At 40.7% G+C, this 24,346-nt stretch carries 26 protein-coding genes and 1 pseudogene; 18 read left to right on the top strand and 9 right to left on the bottom strand.

The genetic code is table 11. The annotated features are described in order from the left end of the window. Positions 1–9 precede the first annotated feature (9 nt). The 15 genes and pseudogenes from DLM75_RS01940 to DLM75_RS24940 all read left to right on the top strand — a co-directional run bounded on the left by DLM75_RS01940 (position 10) and on the right by DLM75_RS24940 (position 13,192). Positions 10–444, top strand: a complete 435-nt coding sequence (locus DLM75_RS01940) for a hypothetical protein (RefSeq protein ID WP_118966865.1) — start codon at positions 10–12, stop codon at positions 442–444. Positions 445–489: 45 nt separating this feature from the next. Then, positions 490–900: an LIC_10177 family protein gene (locus DLM75_RS01935; RefSeq protein WP_118966864.1), complete on the top strand. Its 411-nt coding sequence runs from the start codon at positions 490–492 to the stop codon at positions 898–900. A gap of 53 nt (positions 901–953) precedes the next feature. Next, positions 954–1,109, top strand: coding sequence for a hypothetical protein (locus tag DLM75_RS24385; RefSeq protein ID WP_167731720.1), 156 nt, complete (start codon positions 954–956; stop codon positions 1,107–1,109). Positions 1,110–1,129: 20 nt separating this feature from the next. After that, complete coding sequence (locus DLM75_RS01930) at positions 1,130–3,289, top strand: phage tail protein (protein ID WP_118966863.1); 2,160 nt, start codon at positions 1,130–1,132, stop codon at positions 3,287–3,289. After that, positions 3,286–3,831: a DUF6046 domain-containing protein gene (locus DLM75_RS01925; RefSeq protein ID WP_118966862.1), complete on the top strand. Its 546-nt coding sequence runs from the start codon at positions 3,286–3,288 to the stop codon at positions 3,829–3,831. Before DLM75_RS01930 ends, DLM75_RS01925 begins: the two co-directional genes overlap by 4 nt. Further along, positions 3,828–4,199, top strand: coding sequence for a LysM peptidoglycan-binding domain-containing protein (locus DLM75_RS01920; protein WP_118966861.1), 372 nt, complete (start codon positions 3,828–3,830; stop codon positions 4,197–4,199). Before DLM75_RS01925 ends, DLM75_RS01920 begins: the two co-directional genes overlap by 4 nt. Beyond that, positions 4,199–5,221, top strand: a complete 1,023-nt coding sequence (locus tag DLM75_RS01915; protein WP_118966860.1) for a hypothetical protein — start codon at positions 4,199–4,201, stop codon at positions 5,219–5,221. Before DLM75_RS01920 ends, DLM75_RS01915 begins: the two co-directional genes overlap by 1 nt. A gap of 9 nt (positions 5,222–5,230) precedes the next feature. Then, a complete protein-coding gene (locus DLM75_RS01910; RefSeq protein ID WP_118966859.1) occupies positions 5,231–5,803 on the top strand; it encodes a hypothetical protein in 573 nt (190 codons plus the stop codon). Next, a complete protein-coding gene (locus tag DLM75_RS01905; RefSeq protein WP_118966858.1) occupies positions 5,803–6,168 on the top strand; it encodes an LIC10183 family protein in 366 nt (121 codons plus the stop codon). Before DLM75_RS01910 ends, DLM75_RS01905 begins: the two co-directional genes overlap by 1 nt. Before the next feature lie 83 nt (positions 6,169–6,251). Then, entirely contained in the window at positions 6,252–7,382 is a 1,131-nt protein-coding gene (locus DLM75_RS01900; protein WP_118966857.1) for a baseplate J/gp47 family protein, read from the top strand. Then, a complete protein-coding gene (locus DLM75_RS01895) occupies positions 7,375–8,040 on the top strand; it encodes a hypothetical protein (RefSeq protein ID WP_118966856.1) in 666 nt (221 codons plus the stop codon). The genes DLM75_RS01900 and DLM75_RS01895 overlap by 8 nt, the downstream gene beginning before the upstream one ends. A gap of 55 nt (positions 8,041–8,095) precedes the next feature. Then, a complete protein-coding gene (locus DLM75_RS01890; protein WP_118966855.1) occupies positions 8,096–8,818 on the top strand; it encodes a hypothetical protein in 723 nt (240 codons plus the stop codon). Next, positions 8,811–10,124 (top strand): annotated as a pseudogene (locus DLM75_RS01885) (hypothetical protein); the annotation flags it as partial. The gene DLM75_RS01890 and the pseudogene DLM75_RS01885, both read left to right, overlap by 8 nt. A gap of 335 nt (positions 10,125–10,459) precedes the next feature. After that, positions 10,460–11,962, top strand: a complete 1,503-nt coding sequence (locus tag DLM75_RS01880; protein ID WP_118966853.1) for a hypothetical protein — start codon at positions 10,460–10,462, stop codon at positions 11,960–11,962. Positions 11,963–12,133: 171 nt separating this feature from the next. Continuing rightward, positions 12,134–13,192 (top strand): acyltransferase family protein, encoded by a 1,059-nt coding sequence (locus DLM75_RS24940; RefSeq protein WP_118966852.1) that lies wholly within the window; start codon positions 12,134–12,136, stop codon positions 13,190–13,192. A 136-nt stretch (positions 13,193–13,328) separates the two neighbouring features. Here DLM75_RS24940 and loa22 read toward each other — a convergent pair whose 3' ends face one another. After that, positions 13,329–13,916 (bottom strand): OmpA family outer membrane lipoprotein Loa22, encoded by a 588-nt coding sequence (loa22, locus tag DLM75_RS01870; protein ID WP_118966851.1) that lies wholly within the window; start codon positions 13,914–13,916, stop codon positions 13,329–13,331. A 137-nt stretch (positions 13,917–14,053) separates the two neighbouring features. On the opposite strand from loa22, the gene DLM75_RS01865 reads away from it, so the two are divergent. Then, positions 14,054–14,992 (top strand): RluA family pseudouridine synthase, encoded by a 939-nt coding sequence (locus DLM75_RS01865; RefSeq protein WP_118967925.1) that lies wholly within the window; start codon positions 14,054–14,056, stop codon positions 14,990–14,992. Here the strand turns inward: DLM75_RS01865 and DLM75_RS01860 are convergent. From DLM75_RS01860 to DLM75_RS01845, 4 genes are read right to left on the bottom strand one after another with little or no spacing between them, the layout of a single operon-like run. Then, complete coding sequence (locus DLM75_RS01860; RefSeq protein WP_118967926.1) at positions 14,961–15,803, bottom strand: carbon-nitrogen family hydrolase; 843 nt, start codon at positions 15,801–15,803, stop codon at positions 14,961–14,963. The two genes, DLM75_RS01865 and DLM75_RS01860, sit on opposite strands and share 32 nt — an antisense overlap. A 16-nt stretch (positions 15,804–15,819) precedes the next feature. Continuing rightward, complete coding sequence (locus DLM75_RS01855; protein ID WP_174715075.1) at positions 15,820–16,569, bottom strand: SDR family oxidoreductase; 750 nt, start codon at positions 16,567–16,569, stop codon at positions 15,820–15,822. Between the two features lie 5 nt (positions 16,570–16,574). Then, the gene (locus DLM75_RS01850) at positions 16,575–17,612 is read right to left on the bottom strand and encodes an SPL family radical SAM protein (RefSeq protein ID WP_118966849.1); all 1,038 of its coding nucleotides are present in this window, start codon (positions 17,610–17,612) and stop codon (positions 16,575–16,577) included. Next, positions 17,584–18,450, bottom strand: a complete 867-nt coding sequence (locus DLM75_RS01845) for a 5'-methylthioadenosine/S-adenosylhomocysteine nucleosidase family protein (protein WP_118966848.1) — start codon at positions 18,448–18,450, stop codon at positions 17,584–17,586. The genes DLM75_RS01850 and DLM75_RS01845 overlap by 29 nt, the downstream gene beginning before the upstream one ends. A gap of 74 nt (positions 18,451–18,524) precedes the next feature. Here DLM75_RS01845 and DLM75_RS01840 point away from each other — a divergent pair, with 74 nt between their 5' ends. Both DLM75_RS01840 and DLM75_RS01835 read left to right on the top strand, forming a co-directional pair. Further along, entirely contained in the window at positions 18,525–18,839 is a 315-nt protein-coding gene (locus tag DLM75_RS01840; protein ID WP_118966847.1) for a YkvA family protein, read from the top strand. After that, positions 18,836–19,651, top strand: coding sequence for an inositol monophosphatase family protein (locus DLM75_RS01835; RefSeq protein WP_118966846.1), 816 nt, complete (start codon positions 18,836–18,838; stop codon positions 19,649–19,651). Before DLM75_RS01840 ends, DLM75_RS01835 begins: the two co-directional genes overlap by 4 nt. A gap of 220 nt (positions 19,652–19,871) precedes the next feature. Here DLM75_RS01835 and DLM75_RS01830 read toward each other — a convergent pair whose 3' ends face one another. Genes DLM75_RS01830 through DLM75_RS01815 form a run of 4 tightly spaced genes read right to left on the bottom strand, consistent with a single transcriptional unit; the run spans position 19,872 to position 24,265 of the window. After that, entirely contained in the window at positions 19,872–21,176 is a 1,305-nt protein-coding gene (locus DLM75_RS01830) for a glycosyltransferase family 4 protein (RefSeq protein WP_118966845.1), read from the bottom strand. Continuing rightward, entirely contained in the window at positions 21,160–22,209 is a 1,050-nt protein-coding gene (locus DLM75_RS01825) for a glycosyltransferase family 4 protein (RefSeq protein WP_118966844.1), read from the bottom strand. Before DLM75_RS01825 ends, DLM75_RS01830 begins: the two co-directional genes overlap by 17 nt. Continuing rightward, complete coding sequence (locus DLM75_RS01820) at positions 22,206–23,264, bottom strand: glycosyltransferase family 4 protein (protein WP_118966843.1); 1,059 nt, start codon at positions 23,262–23,264, stop codon at positions 22,206–22,208. The genes DLM75_RS01825 and DLM75_RS01820 overlap by 4 nt, the downstream gene beginning before the upstream one ends. Further along, positions 23,261–24,265, bottom strand: coding sequence for an LIC_10202 family protein (locus tag DLM75_RS01815; RefSeq protein ID WP_118966842.1), 1,005 nt, complete (start codon positions 24,263–24,265; stop codon positions 23,261–23,263). Before DLM75_RS01815 ends, DLM75_RS01820 begins: the two co-directional genes overlap by 4 nt. Positions 24,266–24,346: the final 81 nt, after the last annotated feature.

Here is a 24,346-nt window from a genome sequence, read left to right as displayed (position 1 = left end):
GAGTTAAAAATGGCCTTAGAAGTAGTTAAAGAAAACTATAGCTTTACGAATCTTGAATTAAAACTTTTCGGGTTCGACATGGTGAATTTTTCATCCTTCACCTTCGATCACGCGGTGGAAATAGAGCTAACTTACGGAAAATCCGGAGAGATCGTCGGATATACAACCAAGAATTACAAACGTAGCATCAGCGCCGAAATTTATTTCGAAGAGTTGGATCGTTTGATTCTTCTTGCGTCGCCTTACGGAGGATTAATCGAAAAACTTCCGCCGGCACCATTGACGGCGATTTTAAAGGCGGAAGGAAGACCGGACTTTAAATACATCGCTCCTGCGGTGAAGATCACAAAATACAATGCGGACGTTAAGAGCGGGAACTCCGGTGCGATCGCCGTTCCTTTGGAGATCGCGCTTTTGTCGATTCCTGTGATTACATTCGCTTAAGAGAATTTTAATACTCTTTTAATAAAAAAGAAAAGAAGGAAAAATATGAATCCATTGATCAGTTCAATACCAGCTTTGAAAGAAGCTTTTGAAAAACTTCCACAGCCGTATCAAAATATCGACGACGATTTTGTTTCAAGAAACAAAGAGGCGATTGAATCCATTAAATCGCATTTTGCGGATAAAGGCGGCGTTCACGTTCTGGATGCAGGCGAGGGCAGAAAAATTATCTGCAGAGTTCCGAACAAAACTCAAGTAGACGAAACGCTTGAGAAAGCGAGAAAGGAAAAGCAAACAGATGTCGCACAACGTTTGACGGGTCAGTGTTGTCTATATCCTAGCTTCGACGTTGTAAACGATTGGGCTCAAGATTCTCCGGGAATTTTTATTCCCATCAGCAATAAACTGATCGAGCTGACTGCCACTACGCAAGAGGTAACTGCAAAAAAGCTGTAGGTGAGAAGCTTCGGCTTCTTAAATCCGGGAATGGTGCATTAGAAGTTCTTCTAATGTATTATTTTCCCGGTAGAAAAATCGAATATCCGGAAGACGGAGACGAACGCGACGAGTATGAAAGTCGGTTGGCGGCTGAGTTGGAGTTTATCCAGCAGGTCGAAATCAATACTTTACAAAGAGCGATTGTTAAAGCGTTTAACGGTGATTAAAAATTTATCGGAGGCGGGATGTGGCGGAAACGGATACTAATAAACTAAATTTAATATTTACAATCAACGATCTCGCCTCCGATAAGATCAGTCGGATCAATAAACAATGGGATACCATGAAGGCATTGATCGGTGAAAACAAAAAATATGCGAATGAATTTAAAAATTCGGTAGTAGAATTGGATTCTGCCTTTTTAAAAATGAAGGATGCATTCTCCCTCGTAGACTTAGGAGTTTCCATTCTAAAAACTAGCAAAGAATTATACGATGCAAGAATCGAATCCTCAAAATTTGAAGGGAGTCTTAAAAAGCTCGGACTTTCCGTTGAGGAAGTAGGAAACCTTTCTTCCACTGCGTTTCAACTTTCTACGAAAACGGGTATCCCGGTGGAAGAAATGTTATCTGGAATGAATAAAATAAAAACATCATTCAAAAATCTGAATGCTTCCGATCTAAAAACGTTAACCGAAAAAATAGCGACAGCGACTCTCGCATCCGGAGGACACTTCTCCGAATTAACGGAACAGTTGATTGCTTCAAGTAAACAGCTCAAGAATTTTAACGGGGACATCAATGAATTAGACTTTAGCAAGCTCAACTACGTGGGTATAGCATCCTCTAAGTTGGATACGCTTCCTTCCCAAATCAATCGAGTTTCGAACGCATGGAACAATTTCAAAATTCTATTAGGTAAGGGTATCGAAGGGTCTGGCTTAGTAAAATTCGGATTTATCGGATCTGTCCTTAAAGAAATTTTCAAATCTTTGGCTGATGGAATCGGTAAGTTGAATTTGTTTCTTTCAGAAAATCCTAAAGTCGCAGAGTTTGCGGGCACATTTTCTATGTTAGGCGGCTCTGTTCTGATAGGTGCTGGAGCTTTGTTAGTTTTAAAATCGGTCGCCTTGGGCCTTTTTGCGGCTTTGAAAGTTGCCGCTTTATCCAATCCGATCGGCTTGGCGATAGTCGGAATCGTAGCGGCGATTGCTCTCGTAATCACCTATTGGGATGAACTGAAAGGAGCCGCAATTTCAGCTTGGAATTGGATCGTCGATACTTGGAGTAATCTTTCAGGATTTGCAAAATTGCTGATCGTTTGGTTTGCTCCGATCATCGGTATTCCGCTATTGATTTATGAGAATTGGGACAATATCAAAAACTTATTTTCATCAATTGGCGAAAAAATTGCGACTGCCTTTGCTCCGATTAAACCGCATATTCAGTGGTTTATTTCCATCCCTTCTTCTATTCAATCGGGTTGGAATTTCATCACGGATTTTTTCGGAAGCATCGTAGATAAAATCTTAGGCGCTTTCAACGCCCTTCCGACTGGAGTGAAGGAAATTCTTATTCTATCGATGATAAATCCAATCTATGGAATCGGAAGTTTGGTTTGGCAAGCACTGAGTAACGTGATCGGAAACGTTCGTAATCGAATGAAGGAATCGGGTAAAAGTTTATTTACCGCGTTTTCGGACGGAATCATGGATTCGGTTGCGGATCTGAAATCGACTGTCGGTTCCGTTATGGACGCGATCGCTCGTTTTCTACCGCATTCAAACGCCCTGGAAGGTCCACTTTCTAATCTTACTGGTTCAGGGCGATCCTTTGTCGATACGTTTTCGCTCGGAATGAAGAATGAAAAGAATACAATTCCGATTACCGTCAATCAAGTGATGAGCGGATTTCAAAATGGTTTAGGAATGGCGAAAGAATCCGGTCTATCATTCGCAAAAACGGTGTCAGGCGGAGTTTTATCCGGCATCGCAACTTTAAAAAATGCAGGAAAGAATTTGTACACGAAAAGTTTAGATACAATCTCGAATCATTCGGATGCAAAAGAAGGTCCTCTCGCAAAGACATCAGGTTATGGTCGTGCATTTGTAACCACCGTAGCCCATGGTATCGAATCCGAAACGCGGAAAATGAATCCCGTATTACAAAGATTTAACGAAGCTCTTACCCCCGATTCAAAAGGAATTGTTAAGCGAACATTGGAAAATCGTGAAACATCGGAAATTATCTCCGGGAATTCGAAAGCAGGAAATAATATAAATATCGGATCGATCGTCGGTCAATTGGTTCTAGGTGATAGAAATACGAATAGAAAGAAGATTGGAGAAATTCTTACCGAAGCTCTTTTTGCAGAATTGGATCGTTACGAGGAGATGGAGTTAGCATGATCGGAGGAATTACACCACCGGCTTTACCCGCAGGATACATTCCTCCTGAAATTATTACCGGAGATACGGATCGATTGATTATCGGAGCCGATTCTCTCAGTGAATATGAGTTTCCGTCCGCAACGAAAATCAAAGTTAGCCAGGACAAAAAGATCGAATTAACCTCGATACCTGGAGGAAAGGGAACCGTAAAAGAGCTCACCGGCTACGGTGACTGGAGAATTACCGTTGACTTCACGATTCTCGCCGCGGTGTACGGGGCCGGACTATTGGCGGCTCCTTCGAATCCTTTGGTTAAAACGATGATACAGAAGATTCGGGAATTAAAAAAACTGTGGGAGAGCAATGAAACTCTATATTTGAACCATTCGATGTTAAACGCATTAGGAATTAAGAATGTAGTTTGTGAAACTTTCAGTCTGCCCGACGGACCGATTCAATTCAGTCAGGAAGTGAATATTACCTTTCTATCGGACGAAGAATACGATTTGGACCTTGCTTCTTTGGATTCGAAGAATCAAAACGTGGAGTCTACCTTATGAGTCAGTTTTACGTTCTTAAAAATACAGACACCTTACAAAGGTTATCCGCTAAATTTTACGGAAAGTGGGAATTGTGGAAACTGATTCTGGATCACAATTCTCAAATCGAAAATTGGAAAACTCTAATCCCTGGAATTAGAATCGAAATTCCCGATCCTTTCACGGAGGACGTTTTTCACACGATTCAAGTAGGAGATACTTACGAGTCCATTAGTCTTCTGTATTATGGAACGGAACATTTTTCAGGAAAAATTCGAGAGGATAACGAAAACATCCAGCCGTATGAGAATATCGGTTCTGATTTTTTTGTCGGAGCGCTTGTTTCGAGCGCGGAGCTTCAAAACGCGGCCAGAAGGAATTCTTTCTGATGTTTATCTTGATGCAAGAATTAGAAATTTCGAATACGAAATTTCCGGCGATAACCGAGGTCACTCTCGAGTCATCGAGAGAAATTCCTACGGACACTCTTACGGTAAAACTTCCAAAGTATAAAAATCTAAAAAAAGATTCGATTCGGAAATTCGCAAAAGTTACTTGGAAAGCCGGCTATTCGAAATACGGACTTATTCCCGAGTTTAGCGGATATATTCTTGAGATAAGCCCCAAAGTCCCTCTTGAATTAAAATGCGTGGATCCGTTTTTTTTCTGCCAAAGAAAGATCATGGATCGAGATTATCATCAAAAACCTTTGATGACATTTCTTCGAGACTGCATTCATCCCCAAATTCAATCGGATATTTCGATCGTTGTGCGGGATCCAAGTATCAGAAAAATTGTAGATATAACGTGCGCGAAAAAATCCGCTCGTTACGCGCTTTCGTTACTTAAGAAAAATGAAGGTGTGGATATTTTTTTCCACGATTGGAAGCTGATTGTCCAAAAAGCGAATGTCCATCCGAACTTATCGATTCAATCGAAAACGAAAACGGGAACCAAATCTTCCGAAAAATTTCCGATCTTCCGATTCGGATCGAATATCATCGAAGATGATCTTATTCCAAAGGAAAGTAAACCGTTTCAAATCGTTGTTCGTGGAGAGAATCCAAGGACGGGACAAACATATAAAGGAACGTATGGAAGCGGTGAGGCAAAATATTTTGAGATCGACGGCTTAAATTCTCAGGAAGCGACTCAAAGAGCAAAGGAGATTTATGAGGAAAGGTGCGGTTCCGGCTTTGAGGGAAAATTTATAACGTTCGGTTTCCCTTCAGTCACACATTCGCAAATCATCGATATTCAAGATCTGGAAGATTCTTCCAGGACCGCCAAAACTTTTGTGAATAAGGTCGTTAAGAAATTTAGTACCGGAGGATATAGACAAGAAATTTATCCCGGCTTCTATCACGAACCGCCAAAGACAAGTTCGTCGAAATCGAAACGTAAAAAATAAGGAACTAAGATGGCAGATAAAACTTTTATACAGGCGATCATTCAGGCTTGGAAAATCGGTTTTCCAATGTACTTTCCGAAGTCTGGAATCGTAGACTCGATCAACGAAAGTGATAAGATTTTGACGATTAAGTCGGGTGGCGATTATATCTACAACGTTACTTGGACGGAACCTGTTATTCCACGAGTTGGAACAAAATGTCTTCTTGTCGCTCGCGATAATCTTGATAAGCGTTATACTGCCTTCGCTTTTGAAAAGATCGATTCTTTAAAAACAAAGATTGCTGATCAAGTTGAACTGGAATTGCAAGAAAACAAAGTGTATATAAACTTTAAGAATTCTGTTAAGATCACTTTAAATGACGATTCTTTGTCCTTCGATTTAGGTTCTAAAAAACTCAAAATAAAAGGCGACATCGAACAGGACGGTGATTTTAAAACAAAAGGTAAAGTAGAAGCAGAAAAAGAAATCACTGCGAAAGCGAACTCCTCCGAATCCATCGGACTCTCCTCCCACTTAACGGATTACACTGATACTCCGATCGGCCCAGCTGTATCGAGCAAACCGAAGGCAGGAACCTAATGATAGACTTGACCAACGATCCTTTAAAATTCGGTGATCTGGTATTGGATTCGGCTAACGACGATTTAATGACTGATTCTAATTCGATCCGAATCGTTCTTTCCGAAATACGAGAAATGTTCGAAATGACCGTTGCCGACGACCTTGATTATCCGGAAATTTATAGCAGACAAAGGGCCGCGGCGAATTCGACGGAGTATTCTGATCAAGCCGGAAGAATTCGAGATGCAGAGAGGATTCTCAGATTCCATCCGGCTATCGATTCACAATCGATAGAAGTAAGTTTAAATTTTGAAAACAGGATTTTGGTAAACTTTCGACTCAGGACCGGAGAGGTGTTAAAGGGATTCGTTATGGGTTCCTAGAAAATTCGAATTCTAAATTTATAATATTATAATTCGTTCCTAATTATGAACCGAATTTTTGTTTTCTTTTCAGGAGATTTTCAGTGAATTTAAACACAACAAAAGAACAAGTTTTAAACGATCATTTACAAGCCGTCAAGAGTTCGGGCGTATTTAAGAATCATACCTTTAGCCCGACTTCGAAAACGTTTTCTTTGATCCGTGCACTTTCTAACGCGGTATTTCTTTTTATCGATTCGGAACTGATTTCGATCCAGAAAGCGATCCATCCCCATACCGCCGAAGACGACTCGCTTCACGAACACTTGATTCGAAGAGGAATGCAATGGAAGCCCGCTTTGCCAGCTATCCTTAAAGTAAGAATCGGCTCCTCGGTTCAACCGATGATCGACCGTGAGATTCCGCAAGCTTTGGTTGTTACAACTTCAGGTCCGGAGGATCAAAGGATTCGTTTTTTTTTGCAAGAATCCCTGATTCTTCCTGCAGGAGTCGCTTCCGATGCACAAGGGAAATATACGATCGAAGCCCTCGTGCAATGCGCGTTAGATGGTCCCATCGGCAACGTGGTTCCTTCATCGATCACGTTAATTGAAAATCCTCCGGATGGAATTGACTACGTTGCAAACTTTGAAGTAACACAGGTTCAACAAGGACAACTGAGAGAAACTAGAACTTCCGTCCGTTCCAGATTAATGAACGCCGAGGGAGTTTCTTCCAAATGGACTTCTGCTTGGTATATTTCAGAAGCGGAAAGTTTTCCATTTATCAAAAGAGCAATCTTTAAGAGTGCAAAGGTTTTAAACACTGACGGTGAAGTAAAAATTCTTCTTCAAGGCTCCGTCGGACCTCTATCCGATTCTCAATTGAATCAATTAAAGAATCATTTTAATGCGGAGGAAAACGATCCGGGAGGAGTTGCTCACGTATTGGTAGAGAATATAAACGAAGTTGTGATCAATAAAACGGTGACCGTAAAATTTTCCTCTTCGGATACGATTCCAAGTCAATCCGTATTGGATCAGATTAGAGAGGAATATTTTCTCTCTTTATCGGAAGGCCAAGACTTCATCGACTCGCAACTAAGAGCTTTGTATCAAACATTACCTAACTGCATCGATGTGGAATTTAATCCGCTCGGCAATGTGGATGTCCCGGTGGGTTCATTAGCGAGCGCTGGATCAAGCTTTCAAGTTTTAGGAGCCGTTTATGCCTGATCGATTCAATTTCAATTTTGATTCTTTTGTATGGAAGAATCAGAGAAGCTTGGTTCGGAAGTTGGGAACTTCAAGCCTTTGGTTTAAAATTCTAAAATCCTTACTTTCCATTTTGGACGAAAGAGCCGTAAGACTTAGCTGGCTTTATAGGCAAATGTGGTTGGAAACGAGTGACGGCTTCGGACTGATTCTTTGGGGAGCGAGGTATAAGATCGCTAAACTTCCGGGTGAAACGGACGATTCCTATAGAAATAGACTTTTACTCGCAAAGACTTTTAAGTTATCGATTGCTTCCGTTTCCTCCAAAAAACAAGTGATTCAATATTTAACACAATTGGATGCGAACGACATTCAGTATTCGAAACTGTATGAGAGTGATGATGCGAAGAATTGTTTCGTTATCGGAGATACATTGGATGGAACCATGATGTCGAGAAAATATCTGCTCTTTCGATATAGATTTTCCTTTCCGAAACCATCTTCTTCTTTTGACCGAAACGCGTTGGTTACATCTATGGAGAACGTAAATATAGGAGGTAACGTTTGTGAACTTTGGGAAGAGCAAGGAGCTTTCGAACCATTCGTTATGGGCGGAACTCTCACGAATCAACTTCATTCAAGACGAGCCGTTAAAATAAGAGAATATTCAATTTATTAAATATACAAAGCGGATCCCGCCGTTACTACTCAAACGCTCCGAAAAAGGAGCAATCATGGAAAAGATATTCGTTTATTCTTCGGATTCGTTGGAAGAGTTTCCAGCTTCCAGTCTACACGCGGTCCAATTAGAAGTCGAATTGTTCAATCGCGATGAGAACGGAATGGAAAAGAAAAAGATCTATCAAGGACCTTCGTTTCCTCCCGAAGGTTTTAAATTTGAATCGGGAGAATTGAAACCGTTTACCCTTTCCGAAAAAGCGGACCGGGGATTGATTGCAGTTCCTGAAGATCAAAAAGTTGAAGGGAATCAATTGGTTCCGAAAACGGTGCTAGAACTTCTTCAATGTGGTCAACTCACCATATCCGAATATAAAGAAAAAAAAATACGTTCGATCAACTCAAAATTTGACGAGGCCATGGAAAAGATTCTTTGCCTATTTCCAAAAACGGAACCGCTTTCCTGGCCGATTCTTTTGTCGCAGTCAAAAGTTTGGAAAGATTCAAGTTCAGAAGAAAGAGAAAGTCTCAAGTTGATTCTTACGTCACTCGTAAATGAATCCGCGAGTCTGGAGGACGACGATATTACGGAACTTGCAGATAGAATTCTTATCAAATCCCGTTCTTTTGAAACCTATATAGGAATTTGTAAAAGACTGAAAAGAGAATGGATAAGGCAAATAGAGAATAATACGAAGACGAACGTCTCCGTTTTGTTTCAAGAACTTGAATCGTTAGCGATTGAGTTTCCGGAGTTTGAAGGAGAAATATATGGATAAACTATCAGGAATTGAATTTCCAACCGTTGGAAAAAGAGTGTTCCCGGAAGATTGGAAGAAAGAGCAAGAATCAAAATCGCAAGAGATAATCAATCGAGATCAAGATCTTCTGGGTTACGGAATTCAGAAAGGTGGTACGATCGTCGTTGGCTCCGGTGACAATCAGGTAGATCTGATTGATACATTAGTCGCCTACGATATCAATGGAAAAAGAATCGAAGTCAGTCCGATGGTCGGAATTCCAGTTCCGAATAACATGAGTTCAACGATCGTTGTTCGACATAAGTTTCAGGAAACAGAATTCGATAGTCCTTCCAATCTTCCAAGCGATGGACCGATTGTTTGGCGAGACAATTCTTTTGAAATCTTAGCAAGACAAGGCGCGCTCGCGGTCGGCGACGTACCGCTTCGATCCCTTTCAACGAATATTTCCGGGTTGGTAACGTTAGGAACGGATCTCAGAATTTGGAGAGGAATTTCGACCAGTAATATTAAGGACGCGCAGATTACGGAAGAAAAGCAGGCTAGTTCGGTTAAGACCGGTTTGGTGACTGATCTTCACGCAGATCTTATTGTCGGAATCAATCCGGACGCTAACAATCCACTGAAGTTAGTAAAAGGGATCAATCAGGCTTATCTCTATTCAAAGAATTTTTCGGAAGTCACGTTTAAACAGGAACGCAAATACTTAGGAGAAATGTTTTGGATGGATGAGTTGCGGTCACCGTCTGCGGATTTTCCGGCGTTTTGTCTGGCGTCTCCGGATCAGTTGATCAATGCGAGTGGAAGTGGAGGTATGCCCGATCTTGTAAACTACTGGCTGAACAAACCGTTTCGTTACGATCCTCTTGGAACGAATGTAACGGACTTTGATGCGATCAGCTATTCGATCGCGAGTAACGTTCTTACAATAACGTTCGCAAATACGACTCCTTGCCAAAAGATGATCAACGCTCTTGCCGAAGACAATCAAGTTCACGGATCCTTTACGAATTGGATGACGGGGACACTATTGCAGGCAATCGGCGGTATTCCAATCAATGCAACTTTGGCGATTACCGCACTTTCTTCAGCGAGTAGAACCATTAGTTTTTCTTGTTCGGCGGCAAATTCCAGCGGGTCCTTATCCGGTGCTAAGCTGAGATTTTATAAACATCGTCTTCCGGATGTTTCTCCTGGTTCGACGCTTACAAATCAAGTCAGACATTTTGCAATGCAAGGACGGGGTTTTGTTTCTGTAATGGATTTTGACAGCGAATGGATTGGAGGTCTACGAAGGAGAGATCGATTCCAGGGGCATTGGCACACGACCATTGGTGGAGACTTTATGAGCCAAGATATCACAACTTCCAGGAGTTATATTCAAGGAGGCGATTTCGCGGGAAGTTCATTAGGGTCGGAAATTGTTAGAGATGCGAGACCGGATGGAACGAACGGAACTCCACGAACTGGCAAAACAACGGATGCTCGAGGTATGTCCGGATTTCCGTATATCTTTGCAAGAAGAGTATTGTGAAGAAGCGTAAATTCATTTTAGAAACAATTTGCAGAATCATTCTCTACTCTGCGTTTGAATAAGAAGAATCAATAAAGAACGGAAGCAATCTTTTGCGTACACAATCGTTCTCTCATGGAGCAAACATGGATCAATTATCAGGAATAGAATTTCCAACAATGGGAAAGCGAGTCTTTCCCGAGGACTGGAAAAAAGAACAAGAATCTAAATCGAAGGAGATCATCATCCGTGATCTAGACGCGTTCGGATTTGGAGTAGATGTGGGAGGTACAATCGCAATCGGATCGACATCAAGCAGAGTTGACTTAACGGATCACTTAATAGCTTATGACGAATTCGGAAAAAGAATCGAAATTCCTCCTCTTGCAGGAATCATCGTTCCAGTCAATGTCGTTTGTACAATCGTCGCCCGACATAAGTTTTTAGAAACGGAAATTAACAATCCCTCTAACGTTCCGAACGATGGGCCGATCGTTTGGAGAGACAACTCCTATGAAATCATTGCTAGACAAGGTTCTTTGGTTGCCGGAGATATTCCGTTGCGATCGATTTCTACGAATGCATCCGGAGTCGTAACTCTCGGTTCAGATTTGAGATTCTATCGGGGGTTAAAAGGCCATCGGATTCAAGACAATGAAGTAACCGAAGCTAAGCAAGCAAGTGACGTTAAGACGGGTTTGGTGACGGATCTTCATACGGATATCATTTCCGGAATCAATCCGGACGCTAACAATCCACTGAAGTTAGTAAAAGGGATCAATCAAGTTTATCTTTTTTTTAAGAATTTTACGGATTCCATTTTTAAACAGGAACGCAAATACTTAGGAGAAATGTTTTGGATGGATGAGATGCGATCACCGTCTACGGATTTTCCGGCGTTTTGTCTGGCGTCTCCGGACCAGTTGATCAATGCGAGCGGAAGCGGAGGAATGCCTGATCTTGTAAACTACTGGCTGAACAAACCGTTTCGTTACGATCCACTTGGAACGAATGTAACGGACTTTGATGCAATTAGCTATTCGATTGTGAGTAACGTTCTTACAATAACGTTCGCGAATACGACTCCTTGCCAAAAGATGATCAACGCTCTTGCCGAAGACAATTTGGTTCACGGATCCTTTACAAATTGGATGACGGGGACACTTTTGCAAGCGATCGGTGGTATCCCAATGAATGCAACTTTGGCAATCAGCGGATTATCTACTTCGAGTCGGACGATTAGTTTTACTTGCGCAACTTCGAACTCGAGCGGGTCCTTATCTGGAGTAAAAATAAGATTCTATAAACATCGACTTCCGGACTCTGTCGCGGGAACGACGATCACGAATCAAGTCAGACATTTTACAATGCAAGGACGGGGTTTTGTTTCTGTGATGGATTTTGACAGTGAATGGATTGGAGGTCTGAGAAGGAGAGATCGATTTCAAGGGCACGCTGTTAGTACAAAACAAGTTTTAAATGATACTTTTGCGGCTGGAACCTATGGATATAACGCTATTTGGTTAGGTGGTTATGAAAGTTTAACACTCATTTCAGATGGAACGAACGGAACTCCACGAACTGGCAAAACGACTGATTCACGAGGTATGTCCGGATTTCCGTATATTTTTGCAAGGCGAGTACTGTGAGATAGAGTAAGAATTAAATGAACCTTTTCTAAATTTTTCCTAATAGTCTTGTGAGCGAATAGAGAAATATAGTAATTTCGCTTGCAAGATTGTTAAAATTCCTTCCGAGATTTTTATTATCTTGAAAACAGGCAGGAATTCATTTTTCTGATCTTGTTAAGATTTTGACATTTGAATTTCACCGGAGGCAATTTGGAACGAACATCGCATCGAATAAAGTGGGTTGATACACTTAAATTTTTAGGGATATTCGCAATTTATATTGGTCATTTTGCGGATGCCGCCGGGAGAGCTTACCCTTTTGTTTTTCTCTATCACGTTCCTCTTTTCTTTTTTGTTTCCGGTTTTTTTGCCACTTCGACTGAAAAACCATTCTGGATTTATTTTAAAGGAAAGTTTTTACAGTTGGTATTACCTTATTATTTTTTCTCTTTTGTGGCTTTGATTTATTTTTCGATACTTAATAACTGGCAATTTCCGGAAGTGATCGGCGCCGGAAAAACTTTTATATTTGGAATAAGAAATCAAGTTCATGCGGCCTCGTTATGGTTTCTGCCTTGTTTGTTCGTTGTTGTGATCTTACATTATTCTTTATTGAAGATTTCGAAAAATATTTTCTTTCCGTTTATTATTTCGATTCTACTTTGTATTTTAACACAACATATTCTTCCTTTTAATCCACTGAACGCGCCGTCGTGGATATACAATATCGATAGCGCTCTATATTATTATGTTTTCTATACTTCGGGTGCAATTTTATTTCCATTGATCAACAAAGATTACTCTTTGCTTCCAGCGTTCTGGAAATGGGTATACCTATTGTTAGGAATATTTTGCACTGGAATGACGATTGCCTACTTTTTAATCGATGGAAATTTTATTTTCAATAAAGTTCGATTCATTTTCGAAATTCCGGCTTTCGGATTCTTATATCCAATCCTTATCGCTTTTATTATAATTTACGCGAATATAATCTTGGCAAAAGCAATCGCCGAGATTCCTTTGTTTGGAAGTTTGGGTAGGGAAACTCTTCTTTTCTGCGGCATTGAAAATGTATTTAAAAGTTTTCTAATGCAAACCGTATTGTTATTCGGGTTGACTATAAATTTAGCAAATCCATTTCTCACGATTCTCTTTTCATTTATCTGTCTGCTAATTTCGAATTTGACGATAATAAGAATTCTTAATCAATATTTCCCTAAATTTGTTGGGAAATTCTCTGTAAAATAGAAAGTTAGGAAACAATATTCACTTCTTTATCGGAAGTGAATATTCCGAGCTTAAAAGAATTATTCATCCCCCAAAAAATAAAAAAGGCGATGATTTCTCATCGCCCCTTTTGAATCAGATTTCTGATCGATTTGGCTTATTGTTGTGGAGCTGAAGTAGCGAAACGAAAAGTTACTCTTCTGTTTTTAGCGTCTTTCGCGTCCAAACCGGAAACTGGCTCAGAAGAACCGGCGCCTTTCGTAGTGATACGATTCGCGGGAATTCCTTGTTTGATCAGAGCTTGTTTCACGGCATTTGCGCGAAGTTCAGAATAAAAAATATTTCCTTTTTTATCGCCTTCCGCTTGTTCAGGACCAATCGCGTCTGTATGTCCTGTAATTTCCAATGCGTAGCTATCAGGAAGTTTTCCGAGACCTTCTTTGATCACTGGAGCGTTTACTTTTGACCACTCACTGAAATCACCAGCGTTTACGTCTGCTTTTTTATAGCTAAATCCCGGGCGAGTCAGACCGTCCGGGTATCTGAAATCTTTCAACTTGTCGTTCAAAGAATCTGCGATCGCTTGTGGGGAGTTTGCATCAACGCTTCTGTTTGCTGCAGCACCCTGCTCTTGTTGAGATGGCTCAGGAGCGGCGGTTTCCTCTTTTTTTTCAGCGGAGGAGCAAAGAGTGAATGAAAATGCAATTGCACCGAGCAGAATCAGATTCAAAATCTTTTTGACCATGTTTCTATCCTTCCTTAGATCTAAGGGGTTTTGGGTTTCAGTGTGTCATATTAAGGCTTAGGAAGGAAAATGGAAACTGTTTTTTTAGAGTGCTAAAAACGCGCGCAGTAAAAATCTGGATCCTTCCCCCCAATTCAATGAACTTAGAACTAAAAGCAGAGGTCACAGAAGAATTTACCGGAAATCGTCTCGATCGATTTCTCAAACTTTCTTTAGGAGACGAAGTCTCCCGAGCATCGATTCAGAAGTGGATTGATTCGGGATACGTTCGAAATCAAGACGAGAAAATTCAAGATAAGAGTTCTCTCAAGGTAAAGGAAGGGGATCAATTCTCCATTTCCGTTCCACCCAGACCACCGTTGAATTTAGAACCGGTCTCGATGTCCTTACCCGTTATTTTAGAAAGAGAAGATTTTCTCATTATCCACAAACCTGCTGGGATTGCAAGTCACAGCGGTCCGGGCGATCGTTCCCCAAGTCTTGTAAACGGACTTCTCTATCACTTCAAGGATCTCTCGAAAGCAGGGGGAGAAGCCAGACCAGGAATCGTTCATCGTTTGGATAAACCAACGGAAGGGTTGATTCTCATCGCGAAAAATGACCGAGCTCATGGAAAGTTATCCGAACTCTTCCGAAAAAGAGAGATCGAAAAAAAATACTACGCTTGGGTACAAGGACATCCTCCGGAAGAATCGGGAACGATCGATCTTCCGATCTCTCGACATCCTGTGGAAAGACTCAAGATGACAATTTCACCGAAAGGAAGACGGTCGGTGACTCATTATAAAGTTCTAAAATACATCAATTCCAGGACGGGACGAAAATTCAGCTTTGTGGAAGTAGGATTGGAAACCGGAAGGACGCACCAGATCCGAGTTCATTTTCAAAGTCAAAGATGTCCTGTCGTCGGCGACCTATTGTATTCGAGAGCGGGTGCGCAATTTGAATCTTACGGACTTCTTTTGCTGTCCTTTTTCTTAAAATTTAAGGATCCATTCACGGGAGAATTGATCGAAGCAAATCTTCCCTTGACCGAAAGATTTCTTAGGTTTGAGAAGAATGCACCGTTGATCTGACGATGATCGTTTCCGGATTTTTTCGATCTTTCAATACGGGAAACGATTCACGATATTCTAAAATTGTTTTTTTTTCCGCTTTGTAAAAGAGAATCGTTTCCAATTCCTCGCCTGCGTCCGTAAATTCTCCGTTAGGCGCCACCGCGAGCGAATGTCCGTCGTGATGAACACTTTTGTTATAACCGGCGATTCCGATCCGATTGACCCCAAAAACATAGGCCTGATTTTCAACGGCTCTGGTTTTGAGAATCAGATCCCAGTGATGAATTCTCGGGATCGGCCAATTTGCATGAATCGTAAATATATCCGTTTCTCCCGCGACTCTTCGAAAAATCTCCGGAAAACGAATGTCATAACAGATAAACGGAGTGATTCGAAAACCGTTTAAATCGTAACTCATTATCTCAGAACCCGAAGAATAGTGCCTATCCTCTCCTCCGAACGTAAACGGATGTATTTTAGAATATCTTAATACAATGTTGCCGTCGGGTTTAACGACGCTGACCGTGTTGAAGGGTTTTCTTCCCGGATTCTTTCGAATCCAGCCCGCGCAGAAATAGGCTCCCGTTTCTTCGGCGATCTTTTTCAAAAAGACTTCCGTCGGACCTTCGTCGGGTTCGGCGATTCTTTCCGACCGCATCGTAAATCCGGTTGCAAAGGTTTCCGGAAGAAGAATCAAGTCCGGTGCTTCTTCCTTTCGTTTCTCAAGAGTGGAAAAAATCAGACGTCGAACGTGTTCGTAATTCGCGTCCTGATTTTCCCAAGAAAGATCGCACTGAACAAGTGCAACGTTCAATTCTCCTGGATTCATTTTTTCACCCCTTTTGTCACGATTCAAAATCTCTTTCGTGTTTTCGAACGATCGGCTTTTTAGAAATTCTATGATATCTAGGTCGGATCGTAATTTCCGTAAAACCGAGATTCTCCCTTCCGTTGAGTGCAAATTCGAATGCGTTTAAAACATCTTCGACGTAAAGAAAAGAACCCGGGTCTTCATCCTTTCCAAAATCGAGACGATCGTAAAATTCAGTGTCTACGATATCCGGGTTGATGCTTACTAATTTGACACCGGCTTTTCGAATTTCTTCAAACAAATTTAAACCGAAATGTCTGAGTCCGGCTTTCGTTCCAGCATAAGCCGCACCTCTTACAGATTCTTTGATTGCGGCGACGGAATGAATCTGAAAAATCCAGCCTTCATTCTTCTTGAGATCTCTTAACAGCAATTTGGTGATCAGAATAGGCGAGACAAAATTCACAAGGAGCATTTTTTCCAATTCTTCGATCGGTATTTCTTCGTGTGGGGAAAAATTTCCAAAGCCCGCGTTGTTCACAAGAATTTTCAAAGGAGGTTCTTCTTTGAGAAGATCGGAAAGTTGAGCCACTTCCTTGGTTTGAGAAAGATCCATTTGGATATGACGATATAAGGAAGAATTCTTTAAAAGAGATGAGCTCGGCAACGATCTTGCGATTCCTAGAACTCGATATCCTTTGGAGATTAAGAATTCTGAAATCGTTTGTCCGATTCCTTTCGAAGATCCGGTTACGATTGCGGAGAAGCCGTTCGGTTTAGAAATTTGAGTCATTTGGATTCCATTTCACTCGCAACTAATCTGTGAATCTTATCCTTGGAAATAAAACGGACCAGTTCTTTTTCCAATTCGGAAAACATTTCCTTTTCTAATTCTTCCGGATAAGATTTGATGGAATCGTGGGTTTCCATCGGTAAATAATACAAATAAGAATCGGGTCTTCTTTTTTTAGAATTCTTAAAATAATCGGAATTCATCCTAAAAACTCCGAGACTGATTTCTCTCAATTGGTTTCCGTCGATCTGATTAAATATCTCCTGGACAAAGTCGGAATAAATTTTTTTCCAATCCGGAATTCCCAGAATTGGATCCAAGCAAAGACGAACTTGCCAACCTGCGTTCAGAGCTTCCTTGATGTTTTTTAATCTCGAGGAAAGCCTAGGAGTCAACGGTTCGTGTTCGGCGATCACGGACTCCGGAGAAAGCGTCCACGCAAGAATGACATTTTCCGTCGGTGTTAGGTGGGAGATCGATTTGAAATTCGCACTTTTGGTTCTCAACTCAACGATCAAATCCGGGTTTGTATTTGCGAATAATATCCATTCTTTACAATATCCTAATGTACTTTCCAAGGCCAAAAGGTCGGTATCGTACGAAATACAGAGATAGAGCGGTTTGGATAACTTCAGTTGTTCGGCGGTTTCTCTTATGTAATCTTCGTTGTTTACAAAGACCACTAAGTTCGCGGAAGAATACATTCCTTGCAGATAACAATAAGAACAGTTGTAAAGACAATTGAGAACCAGCGCGTTGTAATAGAAAAATTGATAACCGAAGTCGGGAGCGACGCCCGAGCCGGAATATAAAAACTGTTCCTTTCTTTTTGCAAGAATAAGCTTTGGGCTTCGTTTTTGAGTTTGAAAACTCTGAGAAGAAGGGTTGAAAACTTCTTTGTAAGAATCGATCGGGATCACGATCGATTCCGGAAACTTTGAAAGAATCTCCTTTGTCTTCGGATGATTCTTCGCCGCTTCCTCCAAATAAATATGAGAAAATCGTTTAGGACTGATAAAATTGTCTGAGCGCATACAATCCTTTTTTACCTTCTTCTCTTGTTTTCACTTTTTCCGATTCTGCTTCGAAGTTTTGTTGTATGATGGTAAGTCCGTGTTTGGAAGACTTTCCCGTTCTCATCTTATAGCCCAACATCCAATCTTTGAGTTGGATCGTTTCCGTTTCGGATAAACGAAGAAATTCGATGAAGGAACGCAGGGTATCCAATTCTTCCTCTTCAAGATCGATCTTTTTTTCGGGAACGACAGGAATTTTAAGAATGCTATGGATTTCAGGAAGAGCCGAATGAATTTTTTCCGAAACGATATTCGTAAGATTGGAACCCGAAAAGGATTCGATTTTTGTAAAGTGATCCGAAACCGTTTTTACGATTCGAATTCTATCGGAGGTGAAAAATTTCCTTGAGGCCTGAAAAAAACCGAACGCTTCCATATCGACTATCGTGTTTTTGTGATAGGAAGATTCTTCTTCGAAAACCGGTTTGTCTACCGTTACAAGCGGCGATTCTTTCAGAGGGGATTTGAAAAGAATATCGGGATAAACGTTTTTTCCTGAGCCATAATCAGTGACTTTATGGATTAAGAACGATTCTCCGATCTTTGCGAAACTTTCAGGAGAACCGCAGATTCCGAAATTAAAGATCCAAGACGATTCTTGAATCTCCTTTTCCAGTCGGCTTAAAAGAAATGAGGTCGCCATCGCCGAGGAAATTTTTCCGATACCGGAAACGATCAAAGAAAAGGTTTCATTCTGATAGATAGGGAAAGGTGATTTTTCTCTACGAATTTTGAGTTCTAAAGATTCGATCAAAGGTTTTGCTTCCGGGAAAAGCGCTGTGGAAATAAAAATCATCTTTCTTTCTTGATACCTGGAAGCAGAATCTGGGACAAGAGAGAAATCAATTTCCAATAGGAAAAGGAGGCGTTGTGGATCTGATCGAAAAGGTAAAAAGAGATTTTTGGCCGAAATTGAAGTCTGTGGTTTCTAAGATTCCTTTTGCGGAAGACCTGGTCGCACTTTATTATTCGATGATGGACCCAGAAACTCCGCTACGAACCAAACTCATAATCGCAGGCGCTCTTGCGTATTTCATTTCTCCTCTGGACGCGGTTCCCGATTTTATTCCAGGAGCCGGATTTCTGGATGACGCGGGAGTGATCGCGGCCGTACTGGCAAGTGTCCAATCCGCGATTCGAGCGGAACATCGCGATAAAGCGAGAAAGAAGCTGGAGATAGAATGAGCTTAGAAAACGAAATCAAAATCAGATACGAGCATTTCCTGAACTTTGTTCCCAAGGTGATGGAATTCTTATCCGAAACTCAAGAGGAAAACGATCTTGGAATCGCTTACAAAGGTGAGATCGACTTGGTTACGAAGGCAGACAAAGGTTCGGAAGAAAGAATCATATCCGAAATTGAAAGAATGTTTCCTGCGGATTCGATTCTTGGCGAAGAAGGAACCGATAAAAAAGGAACCTCGATTTTCAAATGGATCGTGGATCCGTTAGACGGAACCGTAAATTACTCGCATCGACTTCCTTTGTACTGTCTTTGTATCGGTCTGGAAAACCAGGAAACGGGAGAGGTCGTCTTCGGTATCGTTCCGTTTCCTGGAACGGGGGAAGTCTATCACGCCAAAAAAGGGTTCGGTGCCTTTAAGAATAAAAAACAAATTCACGTTTCGAAAACAAAGGAACTGAAACAATCTCTTCTTTGTACTGGTTTTCCTTACGATCGAGAAAAGAAGATCGATCGATTGATGTTTCATTATAGAAATTTTTTACTCAAGACGCGTGGAGTGAGAAGAACGGGATCCGCCGGTGTGGATCTTTGTTGGACTGCGGAAGGTAGATTCGATGCATTTTGGGAAGAAGGTCTCAAACCTTGGGATATGGCGGCGCCTTCGGTAATTTTGAACGAAGCCGGCGGAAAGTTATCCACATACGATGGAAATCTATTTTCACCCTATATCCCGAATCTGGTTGCGAGCAACGGAATCTTACACGAGAAGATGTTAGCCGGGATGAGTGAATATCTTCACGACTTAACTTAAAGTGTGACAATAGGGCATTAGGGAAAAATATATATTATAAAAATATAATATTATGGATAATAAAAAATACCGAATCTCAAAAAAGAAGAATATGCCGTATTTTTTTCAAAATCGGACTTTACGTCCGATTCAAATATTTTTTAGAAAAGATTTTGTCGGAACTACGACACTTCGTCTACGGAGAAAGTTTTCATCTTAAAAAACGAATGGACTCTCCGTATTAAATTCCAGCGTATTTTTTCTGAATTGTCTTATCGATCAAACGCAGAAGTTTTTCGCGGACGACTTCCGGATTGAAATTCTGTTCCACGTAGCGTTTTCCATTCTTCCCCATTTCCAAAGAATCCATCGGATGTTCTAGGATATAATCTAATGTTGCGGAGAAGCTCTTCTTATCCGAATAAAAAAGTCCGCCGTTGCTTCGCAAACAATGCCCCTTGAGAACATCCGATTTTCCGTTTACGAGAACGGGTTTTTCCGCCAGCCAGGCTTCCATAAGAACGATGGAAAAACTTTCAAGAGGGGAAGAATTGATTAAACAACTGCAATTTTGTAGAAGTCGAATCTTTGTCTGCTCTTCTACAAAACCTAAAAATTCCACATTTTGATTTTCTAATATTCTTGGAGGAATTTTGGAGGCGATTTTTCCGACTATCTTGAGCTTATGCGGAAGTTTCGAATTCTTTTTCCAATCCAAAAACCATTCCGCCATCTCCAGAAAACCTTTACCCAAATCCACTCGACCGACATACAATAAGAATGGATCTTCCTTATCAGAACTGAAATTCTCAGAATTCGAATGATTCTTCAAATCGGAGGTGAACGAACTCTTATCCAGATTTAGGTTCATTCCTGTGATAGAATATATGCTCGGAGTAAATCTTAATATATTCCGAAACACATCCAATTCTTCCGGAGTATTAAACGAATAAGAGCTCTGATCTGTGAGAACTTCCTTGTAGATAGGAAGATGCGCAGGAGCCTCATCGTGAAACGTCGGAATGATAACCGATTTTTCCGCGACGAGCGGTGAGCCAAGAACGAGAGGATAGTAAAGATAACTCACAAAGAAAAAAACTTCGAATTCACTCTTTCGAGATTCTATAAATTGAATCATTTCCGGAACGTAAGGGCCTTGTTCTTCGATCCAGTGATGTACGCTTTCCCGATTTTGAAGGGAAGGTTCCTCTAAGATTTTTTTAGAAAGTCGATTAAACTTTTCGATATTTCTGCTCTTTTCCACCGTGAACTGAAGAACTTTATACGTTCCTCCTAACGAAGAAGTACGCTCTTCTATTCCGATCGGTTTGGATGGAAGGTTCCCATCTTGAAGAATATAATTTTCGCGTATCGGAATCGAGTTTTTCCAGGAAACGTAATCGAGACTTCGAGTCGTAAGCACGGTGATTTCAAAATCCTTCGCCAATAACTCTACGAACTGAAAGATCAGTTTTTCCGATCCGCCCGAAACTTGATCGGAAAAAATCGGACTTACAACGGCGATTTTTTTAAGAGAGGTTTTCAATCGCCTTCCTCAGAACGGATTTTGATTCTAAATTCTTAAATTCTTCCAAACGCAGATTTTGTCGGTTTAAAATTTGATTCTTAAAATCAACGTCAGTCAAAATTTTATGGAGCAAAACTGCCAGATCTGGAAATTTTTTTTCTTTAAAAAGAATTCCCGCACCGTTCAGCGTTTCCGGAACGGCGCCGCCGGCATATGCAAGAATTGGAATTTTATGAACCATCGCTTCAATCAAAGGAACACAAAATCCTTCGTGCTCGCTCATGGAAACAAAAGCGTCCGCTTCTTGGTAGAGATGATTCAATTCGTTATCCGAAAGAAATCCTGTGATCAAGACGTTCTTTCTTAAATTATAAAAGTCCAACATCCTCTCCAATTCTTCCCGATAAAGGAACAATTCTTTGGAACTAAATCCAGCGAGGTAGAATTGAAACTGATCCGAATATAAAGTTTTGTAAGCATAAGCAAGACGCAAAAGATCGTCTTGCCTTTTGTTCGGTGTTATCCGCCCAACAAAAAGAATTTTTTTGATGGGAGAAACGGCCTTTTCCGTTTTTAAAATCGACTGCGAAAGTTGGTAAGTGATCGGAAGAATCTCCACGTTGCGAAAACCCAACGTCTCTAATTCCGCTTGATTGAACTTAGAAACCGCGAAAACGAGATCGAAACGATCCTTCATTTCCTTTAGTTCTTCTCTTCCCTTTTTCAAAAGGTAGCTCATCTTGAGATCGTATGATTCAAAAAAATGATGCGGTGTTACGTTATGATAGATTAGAATTCTGGGAGACCGAAAACTTCTTAGAAAATCGAAGATTCCGGAGTGAATGGAATGATGATAGAATAAAATATCCTTGGACGATTTGTTGTAAGTCTTATATTTTTTCACAAAAGGAAGTCTGGAAGCACCGATGTTTTCGGAATAGATATCTCCTTTATATTCCAATTCCCTTAAGTAGTTTCGAATTTCCAACATTTCATTGCTGATCGCGTCACCCGGATTAAAACCGGCGGAAAATTGTTGAACTGCTTTCATGACAATATCCGCTCTTTAAACAAATTCTCAAAAGGAAAACGATTGTATTCTTCGATGACTTCTTTTTCTTTTTGAGAAATCTGTTCTCTAAGATTTCTTCTTTCGATGAGGTTGTCTATCAAGGCGGCCAGAAGAATTAGGGATTCGGAAGACTTGTTTTTAAAAAGAATTCCTCCGTTTTTCATCGTCTCAGGCGTCGCACCTGCAAAATAGGAAATGACGGGAATTCCCGCACCGAACGCTTCCAAAACGGGAATATTAAATCCTTCGTGTTCGCTCATACAAACGTAAAGATCCATCGAATTGAGGAACGATTGCATTTCAACGTCGTTTGCATTCAGTCTTATTTGAACGTGCCCCATGAGGCGTTTCTGTAAAACGAGCTTCTTAAGGAAAATATAATATTCTTCGAAAACGGGAGAAACATTACCGCAAATCAATAGTTGGATGTTTTGTCTAAATTTAAGAATTGAAGGAAGGAGCTCTAGGAGATCCTCAATTTTTTTGTTCGGAGAAATTCTTCCGATAAAACCGATCGTGAATTCCCTTTTGTATTTTGGAACTCCTTCTCGAATTTTGTATTTTCTTACGATCGGCAGAACGATTTGATTTTCGATGTCGAGTGATTTTAGGAATTCAGCATTGAATTCGGAAGAAGGTAAGAACAAATCGGTTTCGTTTTTTAGAGAATACAATTCCAAAAGAGAACGTTTTTCTTCCAATTGAAGCGTGTTGTAAATTTCAGAACTTACAAAATTCTTAAAATAGATGGCCGGTGTAAAACTCTGGTATCGGATGATTTTTTTTCCCGGGAGATCGCGAAACCAGTCCAGAGGATAACCGCATCCGCCGTAATTCAGAATATGGACGTCTTCTTTTTTGAATTCACTTACGACCGGATGAGCTTGAACGTCGAAGTTTTCTTTGGAAAAATTTTTAAGACAGAGAATCGAATTCGAAATTCCTAATGTTTGCAACACGCCGGAGATTCCTTTGATATCGTTTCCGATTCCGTCTCCGTCCCGGAACTCTGTAACGTGCTGATAGACTTTCATTTTCTAAACGATAGAATTGTGAATCCGTCTTCCGATTTTTTTTCTATTATATTTCGAAAACCTAATTGTTTTAAATAGTCTCGAATCAACGGTTCCTGAATTTTTGTTAGCCGCAAAGGCAAAAAAGGAGAAGGGTAGTTCGAGTTTTCATTGGAGAATCGAAACCGAATTTCCGTTCCGGACGCAACCATCCGACTCAAAGAGCGAAGCGCTTTTTCGATCAACCAATGAGGATGAATGGAAAGATTTTCAGATATTATAATTTTAGAATATTGGGAACAATTTTTCGGAATAGAACCGGGTTCTTCCAGATCGATTTTCGCTGTGATCGAAGTCCGAATGAATTCTTCGCAGGACCGATTCCAAGTTACGGAATCGAACTGTACTCCTAACTTTAAAAGTTGTTTTAGAACCTTTCCCCAACCGGGAGAAAGAACCAAAACGTTTTCCGAAGGATCGATGGACTCCAGCAAAAACGTTTCGCTTTCCTCGATCGTATCCTCCGAATAAAGATTTTCATTTGCCCAAAGAAATTCTGGTCGCACTTCCTTCCCGATGGCTTGATTCCATTCTAAGAATTCGGAATAGAAGGATTCCATTTTTCGTTTGAGATTTTGATTTTCAGAACGGATCAGGATCAATTCATGTAACACGCTGTAGAATGCGCGCGTTCTGTTCTCCGAAAGTTTTTTATCAAGGAAAGAATAGAATTCCGCGAATCGGATCAACAACCATTTCAAAGGTCCTCGCACAAACCAAAGTTTTGGATTGGAGAATTTAGGAGCCGCAATTCCTTTTTCAAAAAGATGTGCGATTTCAGCAGGATCGAAATCTCTATAACCTTCCGGACTCGGAGGAGAGAACTTCCAATGAGCGAGTTTCTCGATTTCTTCTTTTGTGGAAGGATTCTTTTTTAGTTTGGATTCTATTTCTTCCATAATTTCCCGGACATTGATCCGGGAATCTCTGATTTCGAATAGTTCCTGAAATTTATCTTCCATGCGGCAAAGGGAGAGAGAATTTTATTCGATTGTTTTTTATTCATTTTCTAAAACAACAGTATTTTTACGGAAAATCAAGAA

Origin of the sequence: Leptospira stimsonii (genome assembly GCF_003545885.1) — a bacterium.
In the GTDB taxonomy this organism is placed as follows: Bacteria; Spirochaetota; Leptospiria; order Leptospirales; family Leptospiraceae; genus Leptospira; species Leptospira stimsonii.
The sequence above is the reverse complement of the archived record's forward strand: the minus strand, read 5'-3'. Positions and strand labels throughout refer to the sequence as shown.

Excerpts from the sequence above, each read along its gene's own strand:
- loa22 (WP_118966851.1), bottom strand. The coding sequence starts at position 13,916 with ATGGTCAAAAAGATTTTGAATCTGATTCTGCTCGGTGCAATTGCATTT.
- DLM75_RS01935 (WP_118966864.1), top strand. The coding sequence starts at position 490 with ATGAATCCATTGATCAGTTCAATACCAGCTTTGAAAGAAGCTTTTGAA.
- DLM75_RS01860 (WP_118967926.1), bottom strand. The coding sequence starts at position 15,803 with ATGAATCCAGGAGAATTGAACGTTGCACTTGTTCAGTGCGATCTTTCT.
- DLM75_RS01880 (WP_118966853.1), top strand. The coding sequence starts at position 10,460 with ATGGATCAATTATCAGGAATAGAATTTCCAACAATGGGAAAGCGAGTC.
- DLM75_RS01815 (WP_118966842.1), bottom strand. The coding sequence starts at position 24,265 with ATGGAAGATAAATTTCAGGAACTATTCGAAATCAGAGATTCCCGGATC.
- DLM75_RS01915 (WP_118966860.1), top strand. The coding sequence starts at position 4,199 with ATGTTTATCTTGATGCAAGAATTAGAAATTTCGAATACGAAATTTCCG.
- DLM75_RS01835 (WP_118966846.1), top strand. The coding sequence starts at position 18,836 with ATGAGCTTAGAAAACGAAATCAAAATCAGATACGAGCATTTCCTGAAC.
- DLM75_RS01925 (WP_118966862.1), top strand. The coding sequence starts at position 3,286 with ATGATCGGAGGAATTACACCACCGGCTTTACCCGCAGGATACATTCCT.
- DLM75_RS01895 (WP_118966856.1), top strand. The coding sequence starts at position 7,375 with ATGCCTGATCGATTCAATTTCAATTTTGATTCTTTTGTATGGAAGAAT.
- DLM75_RS01865 (WP_118967925.1), top strand. The coding sequence starts at position 14,054 with ATGAACTTAGAACTAAAAGCAGAGGTCACAGAAGAATTTACCGGAAAT.
- DLM75_RS24385 (WP_167731720.1), top strand. The coding sequence starts at position 954 with ATGTATTATTTTCCCGGTAGAAAAATCGAATATCCGGAAGACGGAGAC.
- DLM75_RS01905 (WP_118966858.1), top strand. The coding sequence starts at position 5,803 with ATGATAGACTTGACCAACGATCCTTTAAAATTCGGTGATCTGGTATTG.
- DLM75_RS01940 (WP_118966865.1), top strand. The coding sequence starts at position 10 with ATGGCCTTAGAAGTAGTTAAAGAAAACTATAGCTTTACGAATCTTGAA.
- DLM75_RS01910 (WP_118966859.1), top strand. The coding sequence starts at position 5,231 with ATGGCAGATAAAACTTTTATACAGGCGATCATTCAGGCTTGGAAAATC.
- DLM75_RS01850 (WP_118966849.1), bottom strand. The coding sequence starts at position 17,612 with ATGCGCTCAGACAATTTTATCAGTCCTAAACGATTTTCTCATATTTAT.
- DLM75_RS01820 (WP_118966843.1), bottom strand. The coding sequence starts at position 23,264 with ATGAAAGTCTATCAGCACGTTACAGAGTTCCGGGACGGAGACGGAATC.
- DLM75_RS01825 (WP_118966844.1), bottom strand. The coding sequence starts at position 22,209 with ATGAAAGCAGTTCAACAATTTTCCGCCGGTTTTAATCCGGGTGACGCG.
- DLM75_RS01845 (WP_118966848.1), bottom strand. The coding sequence starts at position 18,450 with ATGATTTTTATTTCCACAGCGCTTTTCCCGGAAGCAAAACCTTTGATC.
- DLM75_RS01890 (WP_118966855.1), top strand. The coding sequence starts at position 8,096 with ATGGAAAAGATATTCGTTTATTCTTCGGATTCGTTGGAAGAGTTTCCA.
- DLM75_RS01920 (WP_118966861.1), top strand. The coding sequence starts at position 3,828 with ATGAGTCAGTTTTACGTTCTTAAAAATACAGACACCTTACAAAGGTTA.